At 58.4% G+C, this 17309-nt stretch carries 23 protein-coding genes; 16 read left to right on the forward strand and 7 right to left on the reverse strand.

Annotated features, from left to right (window positions below; translation table 11 throughout):
• Positions 1-9: 9 nt before the first annotated feature.
• The 4 genes from hemW to KJA79_RS07870 all read left to right on the forward strand — a co-directional run bounded on the left by hemW (position 10) and on the right by KJA79_RS07870 (position 2614).
• Entirely contained in the window at positions 10-1263 is a 1254-nt protein-coding gene (hemW, locus tag KJA79_RS07855) for a radical SAM family heme chaperone HemW (RefSeq protein ID WP_213041483.1), read from the forward strand.
• A gap of 26 nt (positions 1264-1289) precedes the next feature.
• Positions 1290-1490 carry a hypothetical protein gene (locus KJA79_RS07860; RefSeq protein WP_213041484.1) on the forward strand — a complete coding sequence of 67 codons (201 nt, stop codon included), beginning with the start codon at positions 1290-1292 and terminating at the stop codon, positions 1488-1490.
• An 88-nt stretch (positions 1491-1578) separates the two neighbouring features.
• Positions 1579-2250, forward strand: a complete 672-nt coding sequence (locus tag KJA79_RS07865; protein WP_213041485.1) for a hypothetical protein — start codon at positions 1579-1581, stop codon at positions 2248-2250.
• Positions 2251-2320: 70 nt separating this feature from the next.
• Positions 2321-2614, forward strand: a complete 294-nt coding sequence (locus KJA79_RS07870) for an ATP-dependent Clp protease adaptor ClpS (protein WP_213041486.1) — start codon at positions 2321-2323, stop codon at positions 2612-2614.
• Positions 2615-2668: 54 nt separating this feature from the next.
• Here KJA79_RS07870 and KJA79_RS07875 read toward each other — a convergent pair whose 3' ends face one another.
• Positions 2669-3016 carry a hypothetical protein gene (locus KJA79_RS07875; protein WP_213041487.1) on the reverse strand — a complete coding sequence of 116 codons (348 nt, stop codon included), beginning with the start codon at positions 3014-3016 and terminating at the stop codon, positions 2669-2671.
• A gap of 240 nt (positions 3017-3256) precedes the next feature.
• On the opposite strand from KJA79_RS07875, the gene KJA79_RS07880 reads away from it, so the two are divergent.
• From KJA79_RS07880 to KJA79_RS07900, 5 genes are all read left to right on the forward strand, one after another.
• Positions 3257-3934 carry a DUF3386 domain-containing protein gene (locus KJA79_RS07880; protein ID WP_213041488.1) on the forward strand — a complete coding sequence of 226 codons (678 nt, stop codon included), beginning with the start codon at positions 3257-3259 and terminating at the stop codon, positions 3932-3934.
• The gene (locus KJA79_RS07885) at positions 3934-4365 is read left to right on the forward strand and encodes a DUF5069 domain-containing protein (RefSeq protein ID WP_213041489.1); all 432 of its coding nucleotides are present in this window, start codon (positions 3934-3936) and stop codon (positions 4363-4365) included. Before KJA79_RS07880 ends, KJA79_RS07885 begins: the two co-directional genes overlap by 1 nt.
• A gap of 323 nt (positions 4366-4688) precedes the next feature.
• The gene (locus KJA79_RS07890) at positions 4689-5279 is read left to right on the forward strand and encodes a hypothetical protein (RefSeq protein ID WP_213041490.1); all 591 of its coding nucleotides are present in this window, start codon (positions 4689-4691) and stop codon (positions 5277-5279) included.
• A 297-nt stretch (positions 5280-5576) separates the two neighbouring features.
• The gene (locus KJA79_RS07895; RefSeq protein ID WP_213041491.1) at positions 5577-6134 is read left to right on the forward strand and encodes a universal stress protein; all 558 of its coding nucleotides are present in this window, start codon (positions 5577-5579) and stop codon (positions 6132-6134) included.
• A 199-nt stretch (positions 6135-6333) separates the two neighbouring features.
• The gene (locus KJA79_RS07900) at positions 6334-6720 is read left to right on the forward strand and encodes a nuclear transport factor 2 family protein (protein WP_213041492.1); all 387 of its coding nucleotides are present in this window, start codon (positions 6334-6336) and stop codon (positions 6718-6720) included.
• A gap of 100 nt (positions 6721-6820) precedes the next feature.
• On the opposite strand, the gene KJA79_RS07905 is transcribed toward KJA79_RS07900, so the two are convergent.
• The 6 genes from KJA79_RS07905 to KJA79_RS07930 form a co-directional block, all read right to left on the reverse strand.
• A complete protein-coding gene (locus tag KJA79_RS07905; protein WP_213041493.1) occupies positions 6821-7207 on the reverse strand; it encodes a hypothetical protein in 387 nt (128 codons plus the stop codon).
• 677 nt (positions 7208-7884) lie between these two features.
• Positions 7885-8601: a TPM domain-containing protein gene (locus tag KJA79_RS07910; protein ID WP_213041494.1), complete on the reverse strand. Its 717-nt coding sequence runs from the start codon at positions 8599-8601 to the stop codon at positions 7885-7887.
• 17 nt (positions 8602-8618) lie between these two features.
• Positions 8619-9377, reverse strand: coding sequence for a hypothetical protein (locus KJA79_RS07915; RefSeq protein WP_213041495.1), 759 nt, complete (start codon positions 9375-9377; stop codon positions 8619-8621).
• 185 nt (positions 9378-9562) lie between these two features.
• Positions 9563-10831 carry an FAD-dependent monooxygenase gene (locus tag KJA79_RS07920; protein WP_213041496.1) on the reverse strand — a complete coding sequence of 423 codons (1269 nt, stop codon included), beginning with the start codon at positions 10829-10831 and terminating at the stop codon, positions 9563-9565.
• Between the two features lie 10 nt (positions 10832-10841).
• Entirely contained in the window at positions 10842-11387 is a 546-nt protein-coding gene (locus KJA79_RS07925) for a phospholipase D-like domain-containing protein (protein WP_213041497.1), read from the reverse strand.
• Between the two features lie 204 nt (positions 11388-11591).
• The gene (locus tag KJA79_RS07930) at positions 11592-11972 is read right to left on the reverse strand and encodes a hypothetical protein (RefSeq protein WP_213041498.1); all 381 of its coding nucleotides are present in this window, start codon (positions 11970-11972) and stop codon (positions 11592-11594) included.
• A gap of 395 nt (positions 11973-12367) precedes the next feature.
• Between KJA79_RS07930 and thiS the strand changes: the two genes are divergently transcribed.
• The 7 genes from thiS to moeB all read left to right on the forward strand — a co-directional run bounded on the left by thiS (position 12368) and on the right by moeB (position 17309).
• Entirely contained in the window at positions 12368-12568 is a 201-nt protein-coding gene (gene thiS / locus KJA79_RS07935) for a sulfur carrier protein ThiS (RefSeq protein WP_213041499.1), read from the forward strand.
• The gene (gene cysK / locus KJA79_RS07940; RefSeq protein ID WP_213041500.1) at positions 12565-13494 is read left to right on the forward strand and encodes a cysteine synthase A; all 930 of its coding nucleotides are present in this window, start codon (positions 12565-12567) and stop codon (positions 13492-13494) included. Before thiS ends, cysK begins: the two co-directional genes overlap by 4 nt.
• Positions 13495-13804: 310 nt before the next feature.
• Positions 13805-14629, forward strand: coding sequence for a HesA/MoeB/ThiF family protein (locus KJA79_RS07945; protein WP_213041501.1), 825 nt, complete (start codon positions 13805-13807; stop codon positions 14627-14629).
• 13 nt (positions 14630-14642) lie between these two features.
• Entirely contained in the window at positions 14643-15893 is a 1251-nt protein-coding gene (gene thrC / locus KJA79_RS07950) for a threonine synthase (RefSeq protein WP_213041502.1), read from the forward strand.
• Entirely contained in the window at positions 15890-16162 is a 273-nt protein-coding gene (locus KJA79_RS07955) for a MoaD/ThiS family protein (RefSeq protein WP_213041503.1), read from the forward strand. Before thrC ends, KJA79_RS07955 begins: the two co-directional genes overlap by 4 nt.
• A 2-nt stretch (positions 16163-16164) precedes the next feature.
• Positions 16165-16404: an NIL domain-containing protein gene (locus tag KJA79_RS07960; RefSeq protein WP_213041504.1), complete on the forward strand. Its 240-nt coding sequence runs from the start codon at positions 16165-16167 to the stop codon at positions 16402-16404.
• Positions 16405-16505: 101 nt separating this feature from the next.
• The gene (gene moeB, locus KJA79_RS07965; protein WP_213041505.1) at positions 16506-17309 is read left to right on the forward strand and encodes a molybdopterin-synthase adenylyltransferase MoeB; all 804 of its coding nucleotides are present in this window, start codon (positions 16506-16508) and stop codon (positions 17307-17309) included.

The following is a 17309-nucleotide window of genomic DNA, read 5'->3' on the forward strand; positions in this document are numbered from 1 at the left end:
CCAGCGACCATGCGGCAGACGACTGATCAGGGTCTCTATATTCATGTGCCGTTCTGTCATCAGCGCTGTCACTTCTGCGCCTTTTATCTCGAAATTCACCACCCACACGCCGCGGTGGAATTCGTCGCCTCATTGCTGACAGAAGTGCGTCTCTACGCCGAGGATTCCCCCCTCGATCCTCGTCCATTAGGCTCAATCTATTTCGGCGGCGGAACGCCGACCACTCTGGACGCGGATCACCTGACACGGATCCTCTCTGCGGCCCGAGAGGCCTTTGGCCTCGAATCGGATGCCGAAGTGACTGTCGAGGCACACCCGGGATCAGTGACATCAGAGAGTCTGCGTGAACTCCGAAGCAGCGGCTTCACCCGTCTCAGCCTGGGGGCCGAATCCATGAACCAGAGCGAACTGGATCGGGTCGGACGCCCTGGCTCCCCGCTCAATACCAGGCAGGTCCTGACCACCGCGCGCGAAGCCGGCTTCGAGAATATCAATCTCGATCTGATGTACGGCTTGCCGGGGCAGACGGTGGCGAGTTGGAACAACTCGCTACAGGAGATCCTGGCCCTCAATCCCACTCACCTGTCGTGCTATGCTCTGACGGTAGAGGACGGCACGGCTCTGCAGACAGCCATCCTGCGAGGGAGGATCCCCGCCCCGGACGAGTCGCTTCAAAATGAGCTGGAAGATCTTGCCGAGACGACCCTCGCCGGAGCCGGTTATCGACGCTACGAGATTTCGAACTATTGCCGCCCCGGTTTTGCCAGTCGACACAACCGACTGCACTGGACCGGCGGGCACTATCTGGGACTGGGCCCGAGCGCCCAATCGTCTGTGGGCGGTCGACGATTCGGGAATGTGAGCAACCTGGCGGCGTACCATTCCTCCCTCCAGAACGGCCGGCTTCCGGTGTCGGAATCCGAACAACTCAGTCGCGCCCACCAGGCGTGCGATCGCCTGATCTTCGGGCTTCGCCTCACGGAAGGTGTGGCATTGAATGAGATCAATGCCTTGTCCTTCCGTGGACTCGCAGGCACCATTGACCGGTTGGCGGCCGACCGTCTCCTGGAGCGCAACGGCCATGTCGTGCGCCTCGCCGCTCGAGGTCGACGTTATGCGGATACTGTGGCGGTCGCCCTGCTCGCCGGGATCGAGGAGGCACCTCACAGCGCCTCTGCTCTTGACTTCTCTCCTCTGCCGCGTCAACAGTGTACAGAAGCTGCGGACGACATTGTCGTCGGGCGAGAAGCTGCATCCCCCTAGTCGACGAGTGTGAGGAGGCCTGTGCGATGCCGGTCAATATGGATCCCAGCAAACGCCGCCGCCGCCAGCCTGTTGAAGAACAACCGGCGGCCGCGGCCGGGCAAGACACTGCAGAAGTCAGGAAATTCGGTGAGGATACGGAAGCAGATCGTGAGAAGGCGATTGCCGAAGCGGAACTGAAAAATCTGTGGGATGCCACTGAAGTCATCGACATGGATAGCTGGTAGACCAAAATCCGCGACAGGACACAGGCTCCCGCACATCCCCCAGCCCCTTATCGAATTTCACAGATCAGCTTCTGATCACACCACGTCGATGACCTCGCCCCCCACCCGCAACGCCCTTTTCCACCCGTTTCACCTCTGTTCTCCCGAAACCCTGGAGCGCCTGCTCTCCCAGTACGACTCCATCCATTTCCGGGATTACATGGCGCTTCGGCTGACACCGTTGATGGGTACCACGGCGTACCAAGACCGCATGGGCGACGACCACCCGACCCTCGTTACCGGCGGCCAAATCGTACAGGGGTATCAGGTCTCAGGGCCTTTGGATGCGGCCGCTGTAGCAGAGATCGACCGTGACCTCACCGACCCTTCATGGCGCGCCTTGTTCCACACAGGCCTTCGAGAGGATCGTCGTTTTCAGCGCGGCCTCTTTGACTTGACCCACGCCATGCAAATCGGCGGCATGCTGGTCCCAGGTCCGGCCGCGTTACTCCGCCTGCTGGAGCCGGAACGAGCCACTACTCACTGCACGGTCGCGCTGGTGCAAGCACTGGCGAAGCCCGGTCTGACGCTGGGCGACGCCTATCGCTTCGAGTACGGCCTCGCCCTGGTTAAGACGGCCGCGGCCCAGGTCTATACGATTCGTCTTGCCCAAGCACATAACCTGACACCCGTCACCGATTCTCGCACCCACCACACCTTGTTGGACCGAAGTCTGACGCGGGAGCACCGCGATCTTCCACACGAATACCTCCGGCGATGATGCCCGACACAGAGTGGTTGCGCTCAGCCCCATCTCACCTGGTACACTCCACTCCCGACGAGACGAGCGCATGAGCACCCTTACTCCCGTCATAACCCCCGAAGCTCTCGACACGACCGACGTAGGCACCGGTGACGATCTGGAAGCCCGCGTGATCGTCTTCAATTGCGAGTGCCATACGTACCAACAAGTCATCACCTTGTTCTGCAAATATATTCCAGGCATGAACTCCTCCCGGGCTTTTGAATTAGCCTGGCGCATCGATCATGAAGGACAGGCGACGGTCTACTCCGGTGCGCGAAAGCTGGCTGAGGACATCGGCGCCAAACTGGCCGCCGGAGGATTACGAGTCGGAGTTCAGTAGGGAGGAAGGGGGATGTGCGCTGGTCTGCGCCGACCGAGTCGACGCAGACGCCGGTTATTTGGTGCGCTTTTGGGGCGCAGCGGACTTCGTGGATTTCACTTTGGTTGCCGGAGCAGCCAGCGCGGCAGGCTTCTTGGAACTCCCCTTCGCACTGCCGTGGGTAGCTTGCGCGCTTTTCGCTGCCTTGGCCGGGACTTGGGCCGCCTTCTGTTCCTGCGCAGCCGCTGCCTTGTAATACGACTTGTTGAGTTTGCTCAGCATCTCGCCGTTCAACACGCGAACCTGATACAGCTCGAACAGCTTGCTGATGGCCTTGGGATCACCCTTTCGGGCCAGACCCAACAAGCGTCGCCGTTGGTTCATTTCTTCTTCTTCAGTATGAGACGCTGCTCGTCGCTCCATAGCGCTCCTTTCACGGAATGCCTGAGACCCAATGCCCTCATCCGCCACATCGCCGGATGAAATGCTTCAAACTATAACAGATTCGGCCTAGCCAGTACTACACAAACCTGCGCCAGGAAGAGAAAAACTTATGCGCCGGCACACAGAGCAGGGTGGTCGGCCCCCTCCTCCGGTTGTAGATATCGGACGAAGAGCTCTATAATTCCGCTTCAGATCAACCACGAGACAAAGGAGCCTCCAATGCAACATGCTGCCCCGGTCGATACAGCAGTGACGGTCGCCGACGACCCCCAAGCCCGCGCCCTGCTTCGGCAAGCCTTTGAAAGCACCGCGCGCTGGCAGCCGGACTTTCGCGGGTTCTCAGCCGACCTGACCGTCAATACCAACGGCCAGCTGGTGAGTGGCACCGTCGTCGTCAAAGGGCCGCGTGAAGTGACGGTGCAATTGCCCGACGAAACCATCCAAAAATGGGCCCAAGAACAGATCGGCATGATCACCGTGCACCGCGCGCCCCGCAAGTTTGAGGAATCGGACGGCAAACATCGTCTCACGATGGAAGCAGGCGACCAACATCCGCTCGGCCGCCGCCTCGACATCCATGGCGACGGCATGCAGTCTTTTTATCGGATCAAAGATAACCGTATCACGCAGATCAACCGGAAAATGCCCCATGTCGCGTTCACGATCAACGTGGAGGAAAGCAGCACGACGCAGGACCAGAAGCAACTGACCACGAAGTACACCGTCTATTATTTCGCGCCGAAGGACGGCACACTTCGCAACGTGGAGAGTTTTACGGACACCCATGTGCGTGTCGGCGCGTCCGACCTTCCTGCGACACGGCGGATCATCTCCTATGAAAACGGCACCGTACTCGTACGGACGCTGACCTTCAGCAACCACAAACTGTTGGCGTGATGGATTTACGTACGACGTTTCCGCGCAGCATGAAGACGAGGTTGGCCGGCTACGTGCATCTGGCACGGATGATCGACAAGTGCCGCGCGGTATTGGCCGGTACTGAAGGGGAGTACATCTATCCCTGCCCGATGGATGAACGGCTACTGGACTATGCCGGCATCACGGCCGAACAATTCACGGCGGCGGTGAAGGCCAATCAGACCGATGACGGGGTGGTGGAGTGGTTTCGACGCACCGCCACCCCGCATGGGGAAGCGGAGCGTGAGGCATGGAACGGGAAGTTGCTCGAGCGCGGGCCGAGTTCGCCCGAGAGTGCCGCAAAATTCAAGACGTACCGTGATGCAGTGGATCCCTCCCGCACGGACATCACGGCCTGGTCGGATCTGCAAGACCTGGAGGAAGGCAGGCCCGTTCCTCGCAGAAGATAGTGCCTCACTGGCGTAATCAACTGGCATGCGGCGATTGATTACGTATGCATCCTGTTCCCTCCTTTTCGTAGCGGACCTTCGAGCGTATCCGAACAGATCCACTGTATCCCTCCCGATACGTTCCCGTTCCATCGTAGAGGCCTGCAATACAAGTCCATCGGAGTTCATCGATATCCGCGCCATTCGTGCTGGCCTCATCTTTCTGGAAATTCTCCTCAGGCCAATTTCATAGGAACCAGACCTGGCACGTGAATGGCATACTGGTTTGGTCACTCGCACAATGACAATGCTCCGCTTTCAACCCATCGGCAGGAGGTACGTACATGGCCCTCATTCAACAGAATCTCGTTCCCGGCACCGGCGACCACCTGATTACGCTCGACACAGACACCAACCTTGAATGGCTCAGCCTGAACGCGACGGCCAATCTGTCCTACCTGGAGGTCTTGGGCGGCGCCGGCGGCTATACCACCACCTACGGCTTTCGTTATGCCACGGGGCAGGAAATCAGCCTGCTTCACCAACATGCCGGCATTACGAAATTCGGCCTGACACAAACCGTGCCCTTTCCTCAGAGCAATCATGTCGCGATGGAAACGCTCATCGAATTGATGGGCGGCGCAGCGCTGTATCCCTCGGTCTCCAGCGGGTCGGTTCTGGTTCAAACACAGGGCATGATGAAATTTCGTGGAGCGGGCGTTCCAACGCCGATGACGCCCATGAGCGTCGTACAGCTCTGGCTGTTCAAGAACAACCCTACCAGCTCCTATGCGGACAGCAATCCGGGCCGACCGGCCGGCACCCGAATTCCTGAAATTGCCTCGTACCTGGTACGCAATCGCGTTGTGCCCGTTGGTGGCGTCTTTCGCGGAAAGTCGGCTCGCAAGACACGTGGAACCAAGAAGAAGTCCTGATCCCATCCGCCACTCTCGTCCCCTGAAGTCGGTCACACGACTTCAGGGGACGCCCGCCACCACACGAGTAGCTACAGTCTCCTAAAACTGGCTTGCCCAGCGATTGATTTGTCTTCCGGAGAAGCATAGGCTATTGATGATGCGGACGCGGTACGCGGCGGCGGCAGCACTCCGATTACACTCCACCCCGTCTTCCTGAGGGCCTCATGAAACGTCTTCTCTGTCCAGTGCCACATTCCTCTCAAGATTGTCATAGCCACAAGACCGGAAGGGCGCCAACCCAGCCATGGTGACATCATGAAAACCACCGCACCGCGCGACCAATCCCGCTTTGCACCAGACACGGCCTCGAACGGCTCAGTCTCCCCGAAGAACCTGCTCATCGCCGTCGACGACTCGAATGCCACGACCCGAGCCCTCCAGTATGTTGGAAGACTGCTCCGCGAGACGCCGAATGTGAGCATCACCTTGTTTCATGTGTTAAACCCCATGCCCCGCGAATTGATGGAACATGGCGGCTCGGAAAATCCGGACATGGAGCATCAACTCGGCGAACAACTCCGCAAAGACCAGCAAGAATGGATGCACATGGAGGAGACCCTGGAATATCCCATCCTCGAAAGGGCGCTTGAGCGACTCAGGGACACGGGGTTTCCGACCGACCGAGTGACGCTGAAATTGGGATACGCGGGCGATGTCGTCGACACGATTCTGGATGAAGTCCGCTCCGGCGGCTATGGCACCCTCGTGGTCACCAGGCACGGCCCACCGGGCGCGGCACGCCTCTTCAGCAGCAGCATTGCCGATCGTCTGTCACGAGACCTCTCCGGCATCGCGCTCTGGGTGATCGAGTAGGGCCAGGCCGACCATCGTGACAGGCCCCTCTCCTCTGTCGTCTCCGAGCCAGATCCTGGAATTCACCCTCGATTCACACTCCCCACCCCGATGCTCGCCGCAAGCAATCCGATGATCGAATCACGTCGTAGTATGAACAGCGGTCGGGAAACCGGCCGGTGTGACACACAGCAGCTTCAGAGATCACAGGAGGAATGACATGACCGTTGAGACGATTCCAGCAGCCGTGCAGCAGTACTTTGCCGCCATCGGGAAGAAGGATGCAGATTCCTGGGTCAGCTGTTTTCATGAGGAGGGAATCAGCTACGAACCAGGAGCACCGACAGCACTACAGGGGCATGCGGCGCTGGGTCAATTCATCCGCGGCGTGCTTGCCCTGTTCCAAACCATTGAGTTGACGGCGGATCATGTCTTCGTCACGGGCAACCGCACGGCGGTCAAATTCACGGGCCGCGGACGAGGCAACAACGGACGCGATGTTCTCATAGAAGGCATCGATGTATTCGAGATCAATGAGAACGGAAAAATCCACACCATGTGGGGCTACTGGAACCCCGCCGCGATGATGGCGCAACTGCAGGGGTGAGGAGAACCGGCCAGAAGGAATCTGCTTCATCCAGCTGAGAATCGGATCATTTGACATAAAGCCCCGCACGATTCTGATGAAGCGGATGCAAGGCGATAGTTCATTCAACGGATACTTCGGCGTATGCAGCGGCATTCGCTACCCTTCCGCGCAGCATCTTTCGCCAAAGCTCAAGACGCCGCTTCGAGGGTATATCGGCCCAAGGTACCAGGACGATGCCTGCCTTCAGGTAGTCGCCGCGAGCACGCATTGCATCATAATTTTCTTTGGCAGTGACTATATGAACACGCTCATAATCAATAACCGTGCAAATAAACTCCTCTGCATTTGGAGATTCAGCTGTTCTGTGGCGATCAACAAGTGCTGTAAGGGTCGTCTGAATTCTCATGTAGTGCTCAAGACGAAGATCCACGCCCTGTGTGACGACAGCTTGCTGCGACACTCTTCCAGTGAAATTACGAAGCCTTAGCTTCACGCTATCGGCCATGATGTGCGTGTACCATCCACGTGCTCGGCTCGGACTGACATTCGGACGTCGAGCAAGCCACATAACCTCTTCATAAATGGACACTAGCGCCGCGCGTAGTTCAGGATCAATGTCAGTGCACGCTCCACTACGCCTCGGCCAAGCTTGCTTGCTCACTTCATCTCTCCGAGAAAGGTGGCCCGCTTGGTCTCCTACTGCGCGCGTCCAACGAGGGCCTTCTGAGGCCGCGCGTTGCGCGAGCAAGGGAGACTAACGGGCCACCTTCTTTCCGTCCTTACACGCCCCACTTATCAAAAGAGGGTGGGCTGGCGGGTCCTCCACTACGCGCACGAGCACCTTTCTTCAAAACTCCTTCGGAGCTTGTCTATTCTTCCACCACCAGGAGGGGCCGTCGGGGTGGTTCCAATTGCGCGCGTCCAACGAGGGGAGTCTTCGACCGCGCGTTGCGCGACCTAAGGGAGACCAACGAGCCGCTCTCTCCGCGATTTTCCCCTCGCTTAACCAGGAGGGTGGGCTGGCGGGTCCTCGACTGCGCGCGTCCAACGAGAGCCTCTCTTCTTTCCACTTCCCTGAAAGGATGAGGTCGGGCAGTCCTTCCCTGCGCGCATGGGACGAGCACCGTCTTCGTGTGCGCGTTCTGTGAGCAAGAAGGACTGCCCGATCTCGTCCTTCCCCTCCTACTTCCACCCCTCCCCACTCATCCCACCGCCCATGCCGCCGAAGTTCCCGCCGAATCCGCCTTGTCCGCTTCCCCAATACTGTCCCTTCCGGATGCGGCCATAGGGATGCCGCAGATCCGGACGGCTGAGCCACCAGAGAAACCACAAGGCGCCGCTGGCCGTGGTGACGGTGATCCAGAACCCCAGTCCGCGAAAGTGTGCCTTCTTCGTGGTACCGACGCGAATCTCCTGTGAGACAGACGCCAAGGCCACGACCGTGCGATAGAGCCCTTCGTCGAAATGCCCGTTCTTAATCGCGGGGTCGAGATACTCGTGTCCGACCTTGCCGACGACCTCCCCGCCCATCACCGGGATCATGCGCCGCCCCATGGTGACTGCCGCCTGCCGCTCCTGCACAGCCAACAGGATCAACACCCCATGTTCATCCTGGGCGGAGCCAATGCCCCATTTTTGGTAGAGCCCCATCGCATAGTCGTTGGCCGACGGATAGGGCTTCAGTGTGGGCACGGTCACCACGACCATTTCGACACCGGTCTTTCGTTCAAGGTCCTGACAGACCGAACGAATCCTCGCGCGCCAGTCCGCCTCGATGACCCCGGCATGGTCGCTGACGTAGCCCTGCGGATCGTAGTTGGGAATCGGCTCCCTCGCATGAGCCGACGAAGCCGCCATCGTCAACCAGGCGACCCACAGTCCTACCATGAGGCGGATCATCGTCTTGCCTCTCCTCTTCATCGCGGCGTCACCATCCCGTTGGAATCGACCACAGCCATCAACGCGGCGAGATTGTCGGCATACCGCTCGTACAGCCGCGGGACCTCGACCGGCCCTGGAGAAATAATCCCTCGCTTGAGTTCCAACACATCGCCGAGTCCGACAAGGTCCAGGCCTGTCATCGCGCGAATGCCGGTGAGCAACGCATCGGACTGATAGAGGGCCGGCTGGCCTGCCAGACGCTGCAAGCCACGCAAACAGGGCAGGAGCGCCGTCAACGATAACGGCAGCAACATGGTCATCGCTTCTTCCGTACCGCCGCCTTCAATATACCGTTGCCGCAGCCGCACCAGATTCCCCTGAATGCTCTGTTGCACCTGGTAGGCCAAATGCGTCCGGTCGATGTGCAGGCCGATAAACGGATCCCGCCCCCAGAGCACGCGATGTTGTTCCTGAATCTCCAGATACTCCAGCGGGAACAGGCAGCGAGGCCTGGTGAGTTCCGCCTCCGTCACCACTAACGGCACGACGAACTGTTCACGACTCCATCGTTTGTGGGCTTTGGCATAGCGCTTTATCGCCTCCCGTTCATAACCGGAGAGCATCAAGAGGAGATTGAGATTGGAACGGCCCGGCAGAAATTCCCCTCCCACCGCGCTCCCGTACAGGAGAATGCCTTCCAATTGTGGGCCGAGCAATGAGGTCGTCTCCTTAACGTATCGCTGCAGGAGCTGCTGAACTTCGGATGGGACATCGAGTGCGGTTGGTTGGGTCACAAACACCTCTGCTGTGTGGCTACGGAGTTCATCAGGCGCACTATCTCACAGATCACGACAGAACATATCACCACAGGAGGCTCAAAACGTTCGCCCGCAAGGCCGCAGCCAAGTGAGGAGCCGAGGCGTATCCTTGCGGTACGTTGAGGTTCTGAACGAGGCGAGAACGCCGCTGGCGGACGTTTTCAGCCTCCTGCGACCTGAGCGCGTGGATCGGGCAGCAATCCCGCAGCCATAACCCGATCCAATAATGAAAACGGTGGCTGGTTCCGTAACCCCGCCGTGGTCGTGAGCACTCGATAACGAAGCCGCGCATTGCGGTCAAGAGTCCTGAACACCCGATCGCGCAACATGGCCAGGAGCGGATTGCCTGTATTCCAAAACCGGCATTGTTCATCCGCCAACCGCTGCAACATCATGACCTGCGGCCGTCTTGCGACTTCAAAGACGCGCAAAGCTCCCGCAGAAACATCGTTGGCCTTCAGCCAGCCGGGAATGAGATCAGCCACCGTTACCGCATCCACCATGGCTTGCATCCGTCCCTGCGAGGCATGGGGATTCATCGCATGAGCGGCATCGCCGATGAGCAAGGCGCCGTCCGCTACCCATCGATCCGTTCTGACTCGCCCGGTCGGCATATAGCCCGTCTGATTCCAGTCGACGAGCCCCGGCACGATGGCCTCCATACCCGGATCGATCCGCACCCACGCACGCCGCAACGCCTCAAGCCCTTGAGCCTTCACGGCTTCATACGATCCGGCCTTGATCATATAAAACGCATAGACCTGCTGCCCCGCAGCGGGAAACAAACCCAGAATTTCCCGCGTGCCGACGAGATACCGTGCTTCCTCAAAGCCCGCCGGAGCCTTGAGAATCGCGATGAGGTAACTCTCGGGATACCGATAGAGATCCGCCTGGATGCCGAGGCAGTCCCGCACTTTCGAGAAGGCGCCATCCGCCCCGACCACGAGGCGCGCCGACACCTCCACCGGCTCGCCGTGACAGGTGGCATGCAAGCCGACCACGCGCCTGCCGTCGAAGCGAAGTCCGGTAAACGTGCTGTCATACCAAAGCCCCCCGGGATTCTGCTGCTCCAACGCCTTGAGAATGGCATGGTGCGCCACATTCGGGAGGGTGACCACGGCACGATTGTAGGGAGCGGGAAGGTCACTGTAGTCGATCGTGCAAAGCCGTTCCCCGCCGGACCGGCAGAAATTGAATCGATGCACCGATCGCACGGCCTGAGCCGGCAGTGTGTCGAGCACCCCCAAGCGATCAAGCACGCGCTGGCCATTCGGCTGCAAAATTTCGCCGCGCAGCCCCTGCGGCGGGCCGGCTGCCCGCTCGAGCACCACAGAACGAATGCCCTGCTGGGCAAGCATCAGCGCCAGCACGGCACCTCCGCCACCCGCACCGACGATCGCCACGTCCGTTTCAATTATTGCCTGCGCCATGGCTCTCGTCCTACTCCGTCCACACGACAAATCGTTCGTGATCGTTCCACATGGTCAGGAACTTGTCCCGAGCCTTCGCGGTCAACCGTGCGTCGGTAATGACATCGAGCCGCTCATCATTGTACCGGTTGCCGCTCGTCGTGTGGTTCGCCGACCCGGAGGTATTGATCGCATCGTCGATCACCACCTGCTTGAGGTGCATCAACCCATCATGCCGATTAATACGGACGGGCACACCGGCCAGCCGTAAGGCATTCACCGCGCTGTGCTGCTTCGGATCGGTCAGCCGTTCGCGATCGGTGATCACCCGCACATCCACCCCGCGATGTTTTGCCGCCACCAACGCCTTCACCACCGAGGGCGCAGTCAAACCATACACCGACACATAGATATATCTGGTCGCTCGGGCGTACAAACCCACCACACGGTCGATGGGATGGTCTTCCGGAGCATAGTAGACATCGATGGTGGCGGAAGCACAGACGGATGGCTGCGGCACACACACACAGCCAGCAACAATCACGGCGATCGGGAGAAGACAGGTCGGACGACTCATGCGCGGTCTAGCTGGAAGAAGAGATTCGATGAACGCAAGTGAACGTCGATGAATGTACACATAAATTCCGCAGCATGCTCAACACGTTCATCCAGCAGGGCCGCAGCGAATGAAGACCCGAGGCGTACCCTCGCGGTACGTTGAGGATCTGAATGACGCGAGAACGCCGCTGGCGGAGGTGTTCAGCATCTTGCTAGAAGCGGATCACTCTAGATCAAAGAGAGTTCGAAAATGGTCGTCGGATTCTTCCCAGGCTTGAGGGGAAGTCGTGGACAACCACTCGCGCAAAAATCCCTTCTGCTCCGGCGTCAACATCTGCTTAATCTGATGCGTACGACCCTGCAAGGGTTGGAGAAACCCCGCGCGGGTTTTGAAATCCAGCGTCGCGGTACGCACATACATATTCGTATACATGGTGGGGTGTTCGTCTTCACCTTCCCCTTGTACCCACACGGAGAGGAACTTCTCCATCTGCAGCCCGGCGCTGTCCAAAGCCGGTTCGGCGTCGTCATGAAATAGTTCATTCTCCGACTCTTTCAACGGCGCTGCTTCCTGCGCGCGGAATAAGAAATTTTTCTTCCACATACCCTACCCTCCAGCCGCGCGCATACTGTAAGCTAGGCAAGGTGAAAGTCAAGAAAGCGGCCGTCTTCATCGCTCGCATCCGCGGCAGTCTCCTCCTCTCGACCCGTTAGGCGTCTGTTGCCTTGACAATACAAGAACGCGTTTGCTAACTTCTTGAAATTATTTAGCAGTTTGCTGCAAATCACAGTGAGCTCATCGAAACACTGAGTGCCTACACGTAAGGCGCAACAAGAATCCCCTTTGACAGGATGCTCAAAATGGCCGTCCAGCAAGGCCGCAGCGAACGACGGGACAAGGCGTACCCTTGCGGTACGTTGAGAACCTGAGAGATGCGAGAACCCCACTAACGGACCGTTTCAGTATCCTGTCGGACTCTTACCTTCTCAGGAGCAGATATGCAGGTGATGATCAATGGCAAAGCGGAAGAGATCGCAGGCGGCACGGTCTTGGATCTCTTAAAAGCCAAGAGTATCGAGCCGCAAATGGTCGCGGTGGAAGTGAATGACACCATGCTTGAGCGGACGCACCTTGAGACCACGCAGCTGAAAGACGGTGATCATGTGGAATTCCTCTTCTACATGGGTGGTGGACGGTGACCGTGAAAGCACACGCAGACATTACCGAGTTGATCGGCGGCACGCCGTTGGTCCGGCTTAACCGGTTGACCAAACCAGGCTCAGCGACCATCTATGCCAAGGTCGAGTCGTTCAACCCTGGCGGAAGTATCAAGGATCGCATTTGCCTCAACATGATCAACGAGGCGGAGCGGCTGGGTAAACTGAAGCCGGGCGGCACCATCGTCGAACCGACCAGCGGCAATACGGGCATTGGCCTGGCGTTGGTGGCGGCGGTACGCGGCTACAAACTGATTTTGGTCATGCCGGAAAGTATGAGCATGGAACGCGCGAGCCTGCTGTCGTCCTATGGGGCGCAACTTGTGCTGACGGCAGCGTGGGAAGGGATGAAAGGTTCGATCAAAGAGGCGGAGAGCATCGTCGCGCAGAATCCGTCGTATTACATGCCCGACCAATTCTCCAATCCGGCGAATCCGGCGATGCACCGCAAAACGACCGGTCCGGAAATCGTAGACGCGCTGGATGGACGCGTCGATGCCTTCGTTGCGGCTGTCGGAACCGGCGGAACCATCACCGGCTGCGGTGAAGTAATCAGGGAGCGTAATCCGGCTGCGAAAATCGTCGCGGTGGAACCGGCCGGCTCACCCGTCCTGTCGGGTGGCGATCCGGGGCCCCATAAAATTCAAGGCATCGGCGCCGGGTTCGTGCCAAAAGTGTTGAACCGGACGTTGCTCGATCGCGTGATCACGGTCACCGATGATGAGGCCTATCAAACGGCCAAGTTGTTGGCGAAGAAGGAAGGACTCCTCGTCGGCATTTCCGCGGGAGCCAACGTCTTCGCGGCACAAAAAGTTGCGGAGGAATTGGGGCCGGGCAAGAATGTCGTGACGATCCTCTGCGACACCGGCGAGCGGTATATCAGCATCGAAAAGTATTTCAACATTTGATCACCGGATTGAATGATTGAGGGGGAGCTCAAAATGGCTTCTCGGCAAGGCCGCAGTCGAGAGGAAACCGGAAGCGTACCCTCGGGGGACGCTGAGGATTTTGACTTGCCGAGAACGCAGCTGAAGGCTTTCAGCGCCTCTATGTTGTTCGACATCTGCAGTTAGTTCGGGTCACTTAAGGAGAGGAGGCTCAAAATCGTCATCCAGCAAGGCCGCAGCAAGTGAAGGCCTGAGGTGTACCCTGGCGGTACGTTGAAGGCGTGAACGACGCGAGAACGCTGCTGGTGGCGGTTTTCAGTCTCCGCAGGATATGGAATTTACAGAAACACAAATCAATCGCTACAGCCGCCACATTCTTTTGCCCGAAGTCGGCGGGAAGGGTCAGAAAAAGATCATCCAGGCGAAAGTCCTGATCGTCGGCGCCGGCGGCCTTGGTTCGCCGGCAGCCCTGTATCTGGCTGCCGCCGGCATCGGCACGATCGGCCTGATCGACAGCGATGTGGTGGATCTCAGCAACCTGCAGCGGCAGGTCATTCACCAAACACCGGACGTCGGCCGACCGAAAGTGGTTTCCGGCAAGGAAAAAATCCAGGCTCTGAATCCCGACGTGAATGTGGTGATGTATGAAGAACGGCTCACCGCGAGTAATGCCCTCAAGATCATGAGCGGCTACGATGTGGTGATCGACGGCGTCGATAATTTCCCGACGAAGTTTCTGATCAACGACGCCTGTTACTTCGCCGGAAAACCGCTCGTGCACGGAGGAATCCTGCGCTTCGACGGTCGTGTCACCACCATCATCCCGAAGAAGTCGGCCTGTTATCGTTGCGTGTTCAAGAAGCCGCCGCCCGAAGGACTCGTCGCGTCTTGCCAGGAAGCGGGCGTCATCGGCGTGTTGGCCGGCATCATCGGCACGATCCAGGCGACCGAAGCCCTGAAGCTGATCCTCGGTATCGGCCGACCGCTGACGGATCGCTTGCTGGACTTCGATGCACGACGCACCCAGTTTAGAGAAATCCGCATCAAGCGGAACCCCGATTGCCCGCTCTGTAGCGAACGGGCCACGATCACGGAGTTGATCGAGGACGGGAATGTCGGGCCGACCTGTGCGCTCCCGGGTCAACGTAACTTGTAGCGAAGGTGTCTCCATGTCGAAAATGAAAGCGCTCGTGTGCCGGGAATGTGGGAAGGAATATCCACCCAAAGCCATTCACGTCTGTGAAATGTGCTTCGGCCCGTTGGAAGTCAAATACAACTACGACGAGATCAGGGCGACGATCTCCCGAAAGAAGATCGAAGACGGCCCGGACAGCATGTGGCGCTACATCGACCTGCTGCCGGTCGAGAGCACCTCGATCATCGGGCCCCATGCCGGACTGACGCCGTTGGTGCGGGCCAAGAATCTCGGTGCGCATCTGGGCATCGACGAGCTCTACATCAAGAACGATACGGTCAATCATCCGACCCTGTCGTTTAAGGATCGCGTCGTCTCGGTCGCCCTCACGCGCGCGCGGGAGTTGGGATTTGAAACCGTCGCCTGCGCCTCAACGGGAAACTTGGCCAACTCCGTCGCGGCCCATGCCGCCGCAGCGGGCATGAAGTGTTATGTCTTCATCCCTGCCGATCTAGAAGCAGCCAAGGTGCTGGGAAATCTGATCTATAAGCCGAACGTGGTCGAGGTCGAAGGCAACTATGACGATGTGAACCGGCTATGCAGCGAAATCGCCGGTGAACATGGCTGGGCCTTCGTGAACATCAATATTCGCCCCTACTACGCCGAGGGGTCCAAGACGTTGGCATTTGAAACGGTCGAACAACTCGGCTGGCGGACGCCCGATCAGGCGGTCATCCCCATGGCCTCTGGCTCCTTGCTGACAAAAATTTGGAAGGGCCTGCACGAAATGCACGCCCTAGGACTGGTGGACGAGGTCCGCACCAAAATCAACGGCGCGCAGGCCGAAGGCTGTTCTCCGATCGCCACCGCCTTCAAGGCCGGCCGTGACTTCTTCAAGCCAGTGAAGCCGAAGACCATCGCGAAATCGTTGGCCATCGGCAATCCGGCGGACGGCTACTATGCCCTCAAGGCCACGGCTGAGAGCAAAGGCGCGATGGACGCGGTGACGGACGAAGAAGTGGTCGATGGGATCAAGCTGCTGGCGCAGACCGAGGGCATCTTTGCCGAAACAGCCGGCGGCGTGACCATCGGGGTGCTCTGCAAACTCGTCAAACAGGGACTGATCAAGAAGAACGATGTGACAGTCGCCTACATCACCGGCAACGGGCTTAAGACACAAGAGGCCGTCGTGGATGCCGTGGGACGCCCGTTCCGCATCCAACCAAGCCTGGTGAACTTCCAAAAAACATTCAAAATGGGAAAGAACAGTGGTGGTGACTCATGATTAAGGTTCGTATTCCGACTCCCCTGCGTCCCCTCACAAAGGGCCAAGGCGAAGTTGAATCCGCGGCAGCCAACATTGTGGACATGATCGGATCGCTCGATGCCGCCTATCCTGGCCTGAAGAACCGTCTCTGCGATGAAAAGGGCGACTTACGACGCTTCGTCAACATCTACGTCAATGAGGAGGACATTCGCTTCCTCAACGGAAAAGAGACGTCGCTGAAAGACGGTGACGAAGTGTCGATCGTTCCCGCGATCGCCGGAGGGTAACCATGACCAGCCTACGATTTCACATTCGTTTTCCTGAGAATAAAATCAAGGAGCCGATCATTTATCAGATCGGCCATGAGTACAAGGTGGTGACGAACGTGCGCCGAGCCGACGTGCGTGAAACCACCGGCTGGATGGATCTCGAATTGACCGGTGAGACGGAGGAGATCGAACGCGCGATCGACGGCATCCGGACCAAAGGTTGTGTCGTTGATCCGATCGAACTCAACGTGGTGGAATAACAGTGGGCGAAGCGCACCTCGCTTTCCGAAATACTGTTCAATGCTCAATGTTCGATTGAACATTCAAAACTGAACACTGAGCATTCCAGAGAGACGAATACATGGAATTTACCGAGCAGCAAATTCAGCGCTACAGCCGACACATTATCCTCAATGAAGTGGGCGGCAAAGGACAGGTGAAACTGTCCAAAGCCAAAGTCCTTCTCATTGGCGCCGGCGGCCTCGGTTCTCCGGCCGCCTTATACTTGGCGGCAGCCGGGATCGGCACGATCGGTCTCGTCGACGGCGATGTTGTGGATTTGTCCAACCTGCAGCGACAGATTCTGCATACCACCGCCACCGTCGGTGTGCCCAAGGTGGAATCGGGACGCAGGATGCTGTCGGCCATCAATCCCGACATCACGATCAAAACGTATCAACTGAACGTCAATACCGAGAATATTCTCGGCCTCGTGGCCGACTATGACATCGTGCTGGACGGATCGGATAATTTCACCACGCGCTTCCTGGTGAACGACGCATGCTTCTTTGCGAAGAAAACGCTGATCTCTGCCAGCATGTTCCGGTTTGAAGGCCAACTCACGAGCATTAAACCCCATGCCGGGTTCCCCTGCTACCGCTGCCTTTATCCCGAACCGCCTCCGGCCGGATTGGTTCCGAACTGCCAGGAAGCCGGTGTGTTGGGAGTACTGGCCGGCACCATGGGCATTCTCCAGGCATCGGAAGCCATCAAGGAAATTCTCGGCATCGGTGAGACGATCGCCGATAAGCTGGTGATCTACGATGCCTTGGAAATGAAATTCCGCAAGGTCTCCCGCCCCAAGGATCCGCGTTGCCCCCTGTGCAGCGCTACCCCGACCATCAAGGATCTTGGCGGAGATTACAGCGTGGCCTGCACCATCTGA

The sequence above is a fragment of the Nitrospira defluvii genome (assembly GCF_905220995.1).
Classification (GTDB): domain Bacteria; phylum Nitrospirota; class Nitrospiria; order Nitrospirales; family Nitrospiraceae; genus Nitrospira_A; species Nitrospira_A defluvii_C.

Excerpts from the sequence above, each read along its gene's own strand:
- hemW (WP_213041483.1), top strand. The coding sequence starts at position 10 with ATGCGGCAGACGACTGATCAGGGTCTCTATATTCATGTGCCGTTCTGT.
- KJA79_RS07860 (WP_213041484.1), top strand. The coding sequence starts at position 1,290 with ATGCCGGTCAATATGGATCCCAGCAAACGCCGCCGCCGCCAGCCTGTT.
- KJA79_RS07865 (WP_213041485.1), top strand. The coding sequence starts at position 1,579 with ATGACCTCGCCCCCCACCCGCAACGCCCTTTTCCACCCGTTTCACCTC.
- KJA79_RS07870 (WP_213041486.1), top strand. The coding sequence starts at position 2,321 with ATGAGCACCCTTACTCCCGTCATAACCCCCGAAGCTCTCGACACGACC.
- KJA79_RS07875 (WP_213041487.1), bottom strand. The coding sequence starts at position 3,016 with ATGGAGCGACGAGCAGCGTCTCATACTGAAGAAGAAGAAATGAACCAA.
- KJA79_RS07880 (WP_213041488.1), top strand. The coding sequence starts at position 3,257 with ATGCAACATGCTGCCCCGGTCGATACAGCAGTGACGGTCGCCGACGAC.
- KJA79_RS07885 (WP_213041489.1), top strand. The coding sequence starts at position 3,934 with ATGGATTTACGTACGACGTTTCCGCGCAGCATGAAGACGAGGTTGGCC.
- KJA79_RS07890 (WP_213041490.1), top strand. The coding sequence starts at position 4,689 with ATGGCCCTCATTCAACAGAATCTCGTTCCCGGCACCGGCGACCACCTG.
- KJA79_RS07895 (WP_213041491.1), top strand. The coding sequence starts at position 5,577 with ATGAAAACCACCGCACCGCGCGACCAATCCCGCTTTGCACCAGACACG.
- KJA79_RS07900 (WP_213041492.1), top strand. The coding sequence starts at position 6,334 with ATGACCGTTGAGACGATTCCAGCAGCCGTGCAGCAGTACTTTGCCGCC.
- KJA79_RS07905 (WP_213041493.1), bottom strand. The coding sequence starts at position 7,207 with ATGGCCGATAGCGTGAAGCTAAGGCTTCGTAATTTCACTGGAAGAGTG.
- KJA79_RS07910 (WP_213041494.1), bottom strand. The coding sequence starts at position 8,601 with ATGATCCGCCTCATGGTAGGACTGTGGGTCGCCTGGTTGACGATGGCG.
- KJA79_RS07920 (WP_213041496.1), bottom strand. The coding sequence starts at position 10,831 with ATGGCGCAGGCAATAATTGAAACGGACGTGGCGATCGTCGGTGCGGGT.
- KJA79_RS07925 (WP_213041497.1), bottom strand. The coding sequence starts at position 11,387 with ATGAGTCGTCCGACCTGTCTTCTCCCGATCGCCGTGATTGTTGCTGGC.
- KJA79_RS07930 (WP_213041498.1), bottom strand. The coding sequence starts at position 11,972 with ATGTGGAAGAAAAATTTCTTATTCCGCGCGCAGGAAGCAGCGCCGTTG.
- thiS (WP_213041499.1), top strand. The coding sequence starts at position 12,368 with ATGCAGGTGATGATCAATGGCAAAGCGGAAGAGATCGCAGGCGGCACG.
- KJA79_RS07945 (WP_213041501.1), top strand. The coding sequence starts at position 13,805 with ATGGAATTTACAGAAACACAAATCAATCGCTACAGCCGCCACATTCTT.
- thrC (WP_213041502.1), top strand. The coding sequence starts at position 14,643 with ATGTCGAAAATGAAAGCGCTCGTGTGCCGGGAATGTGGGAAGGAATAT.
- KJA79_RS07955 (WP_213041503.1), top strand. The coding sequence starts at position 15,890 with ATGATTAAGGTTCGTATTCCGACTCCCCTGCGTCCCCTCACAAAGGGC.
- KJA79_RS07960 (WP_213041504.1), top strand. The coding sequence starts at position 16,165 with ATGACCAGCCTACGATTTCACATTCGTTTTCCTGAGAATAAAATCAAG.
- moeB (WP_213041505.1), top strand. The coding sequence starts at position 16,506 with ATGGAATTTACCGAGCAGCAAATTCAGCGCTACAGCCGACACATTATC.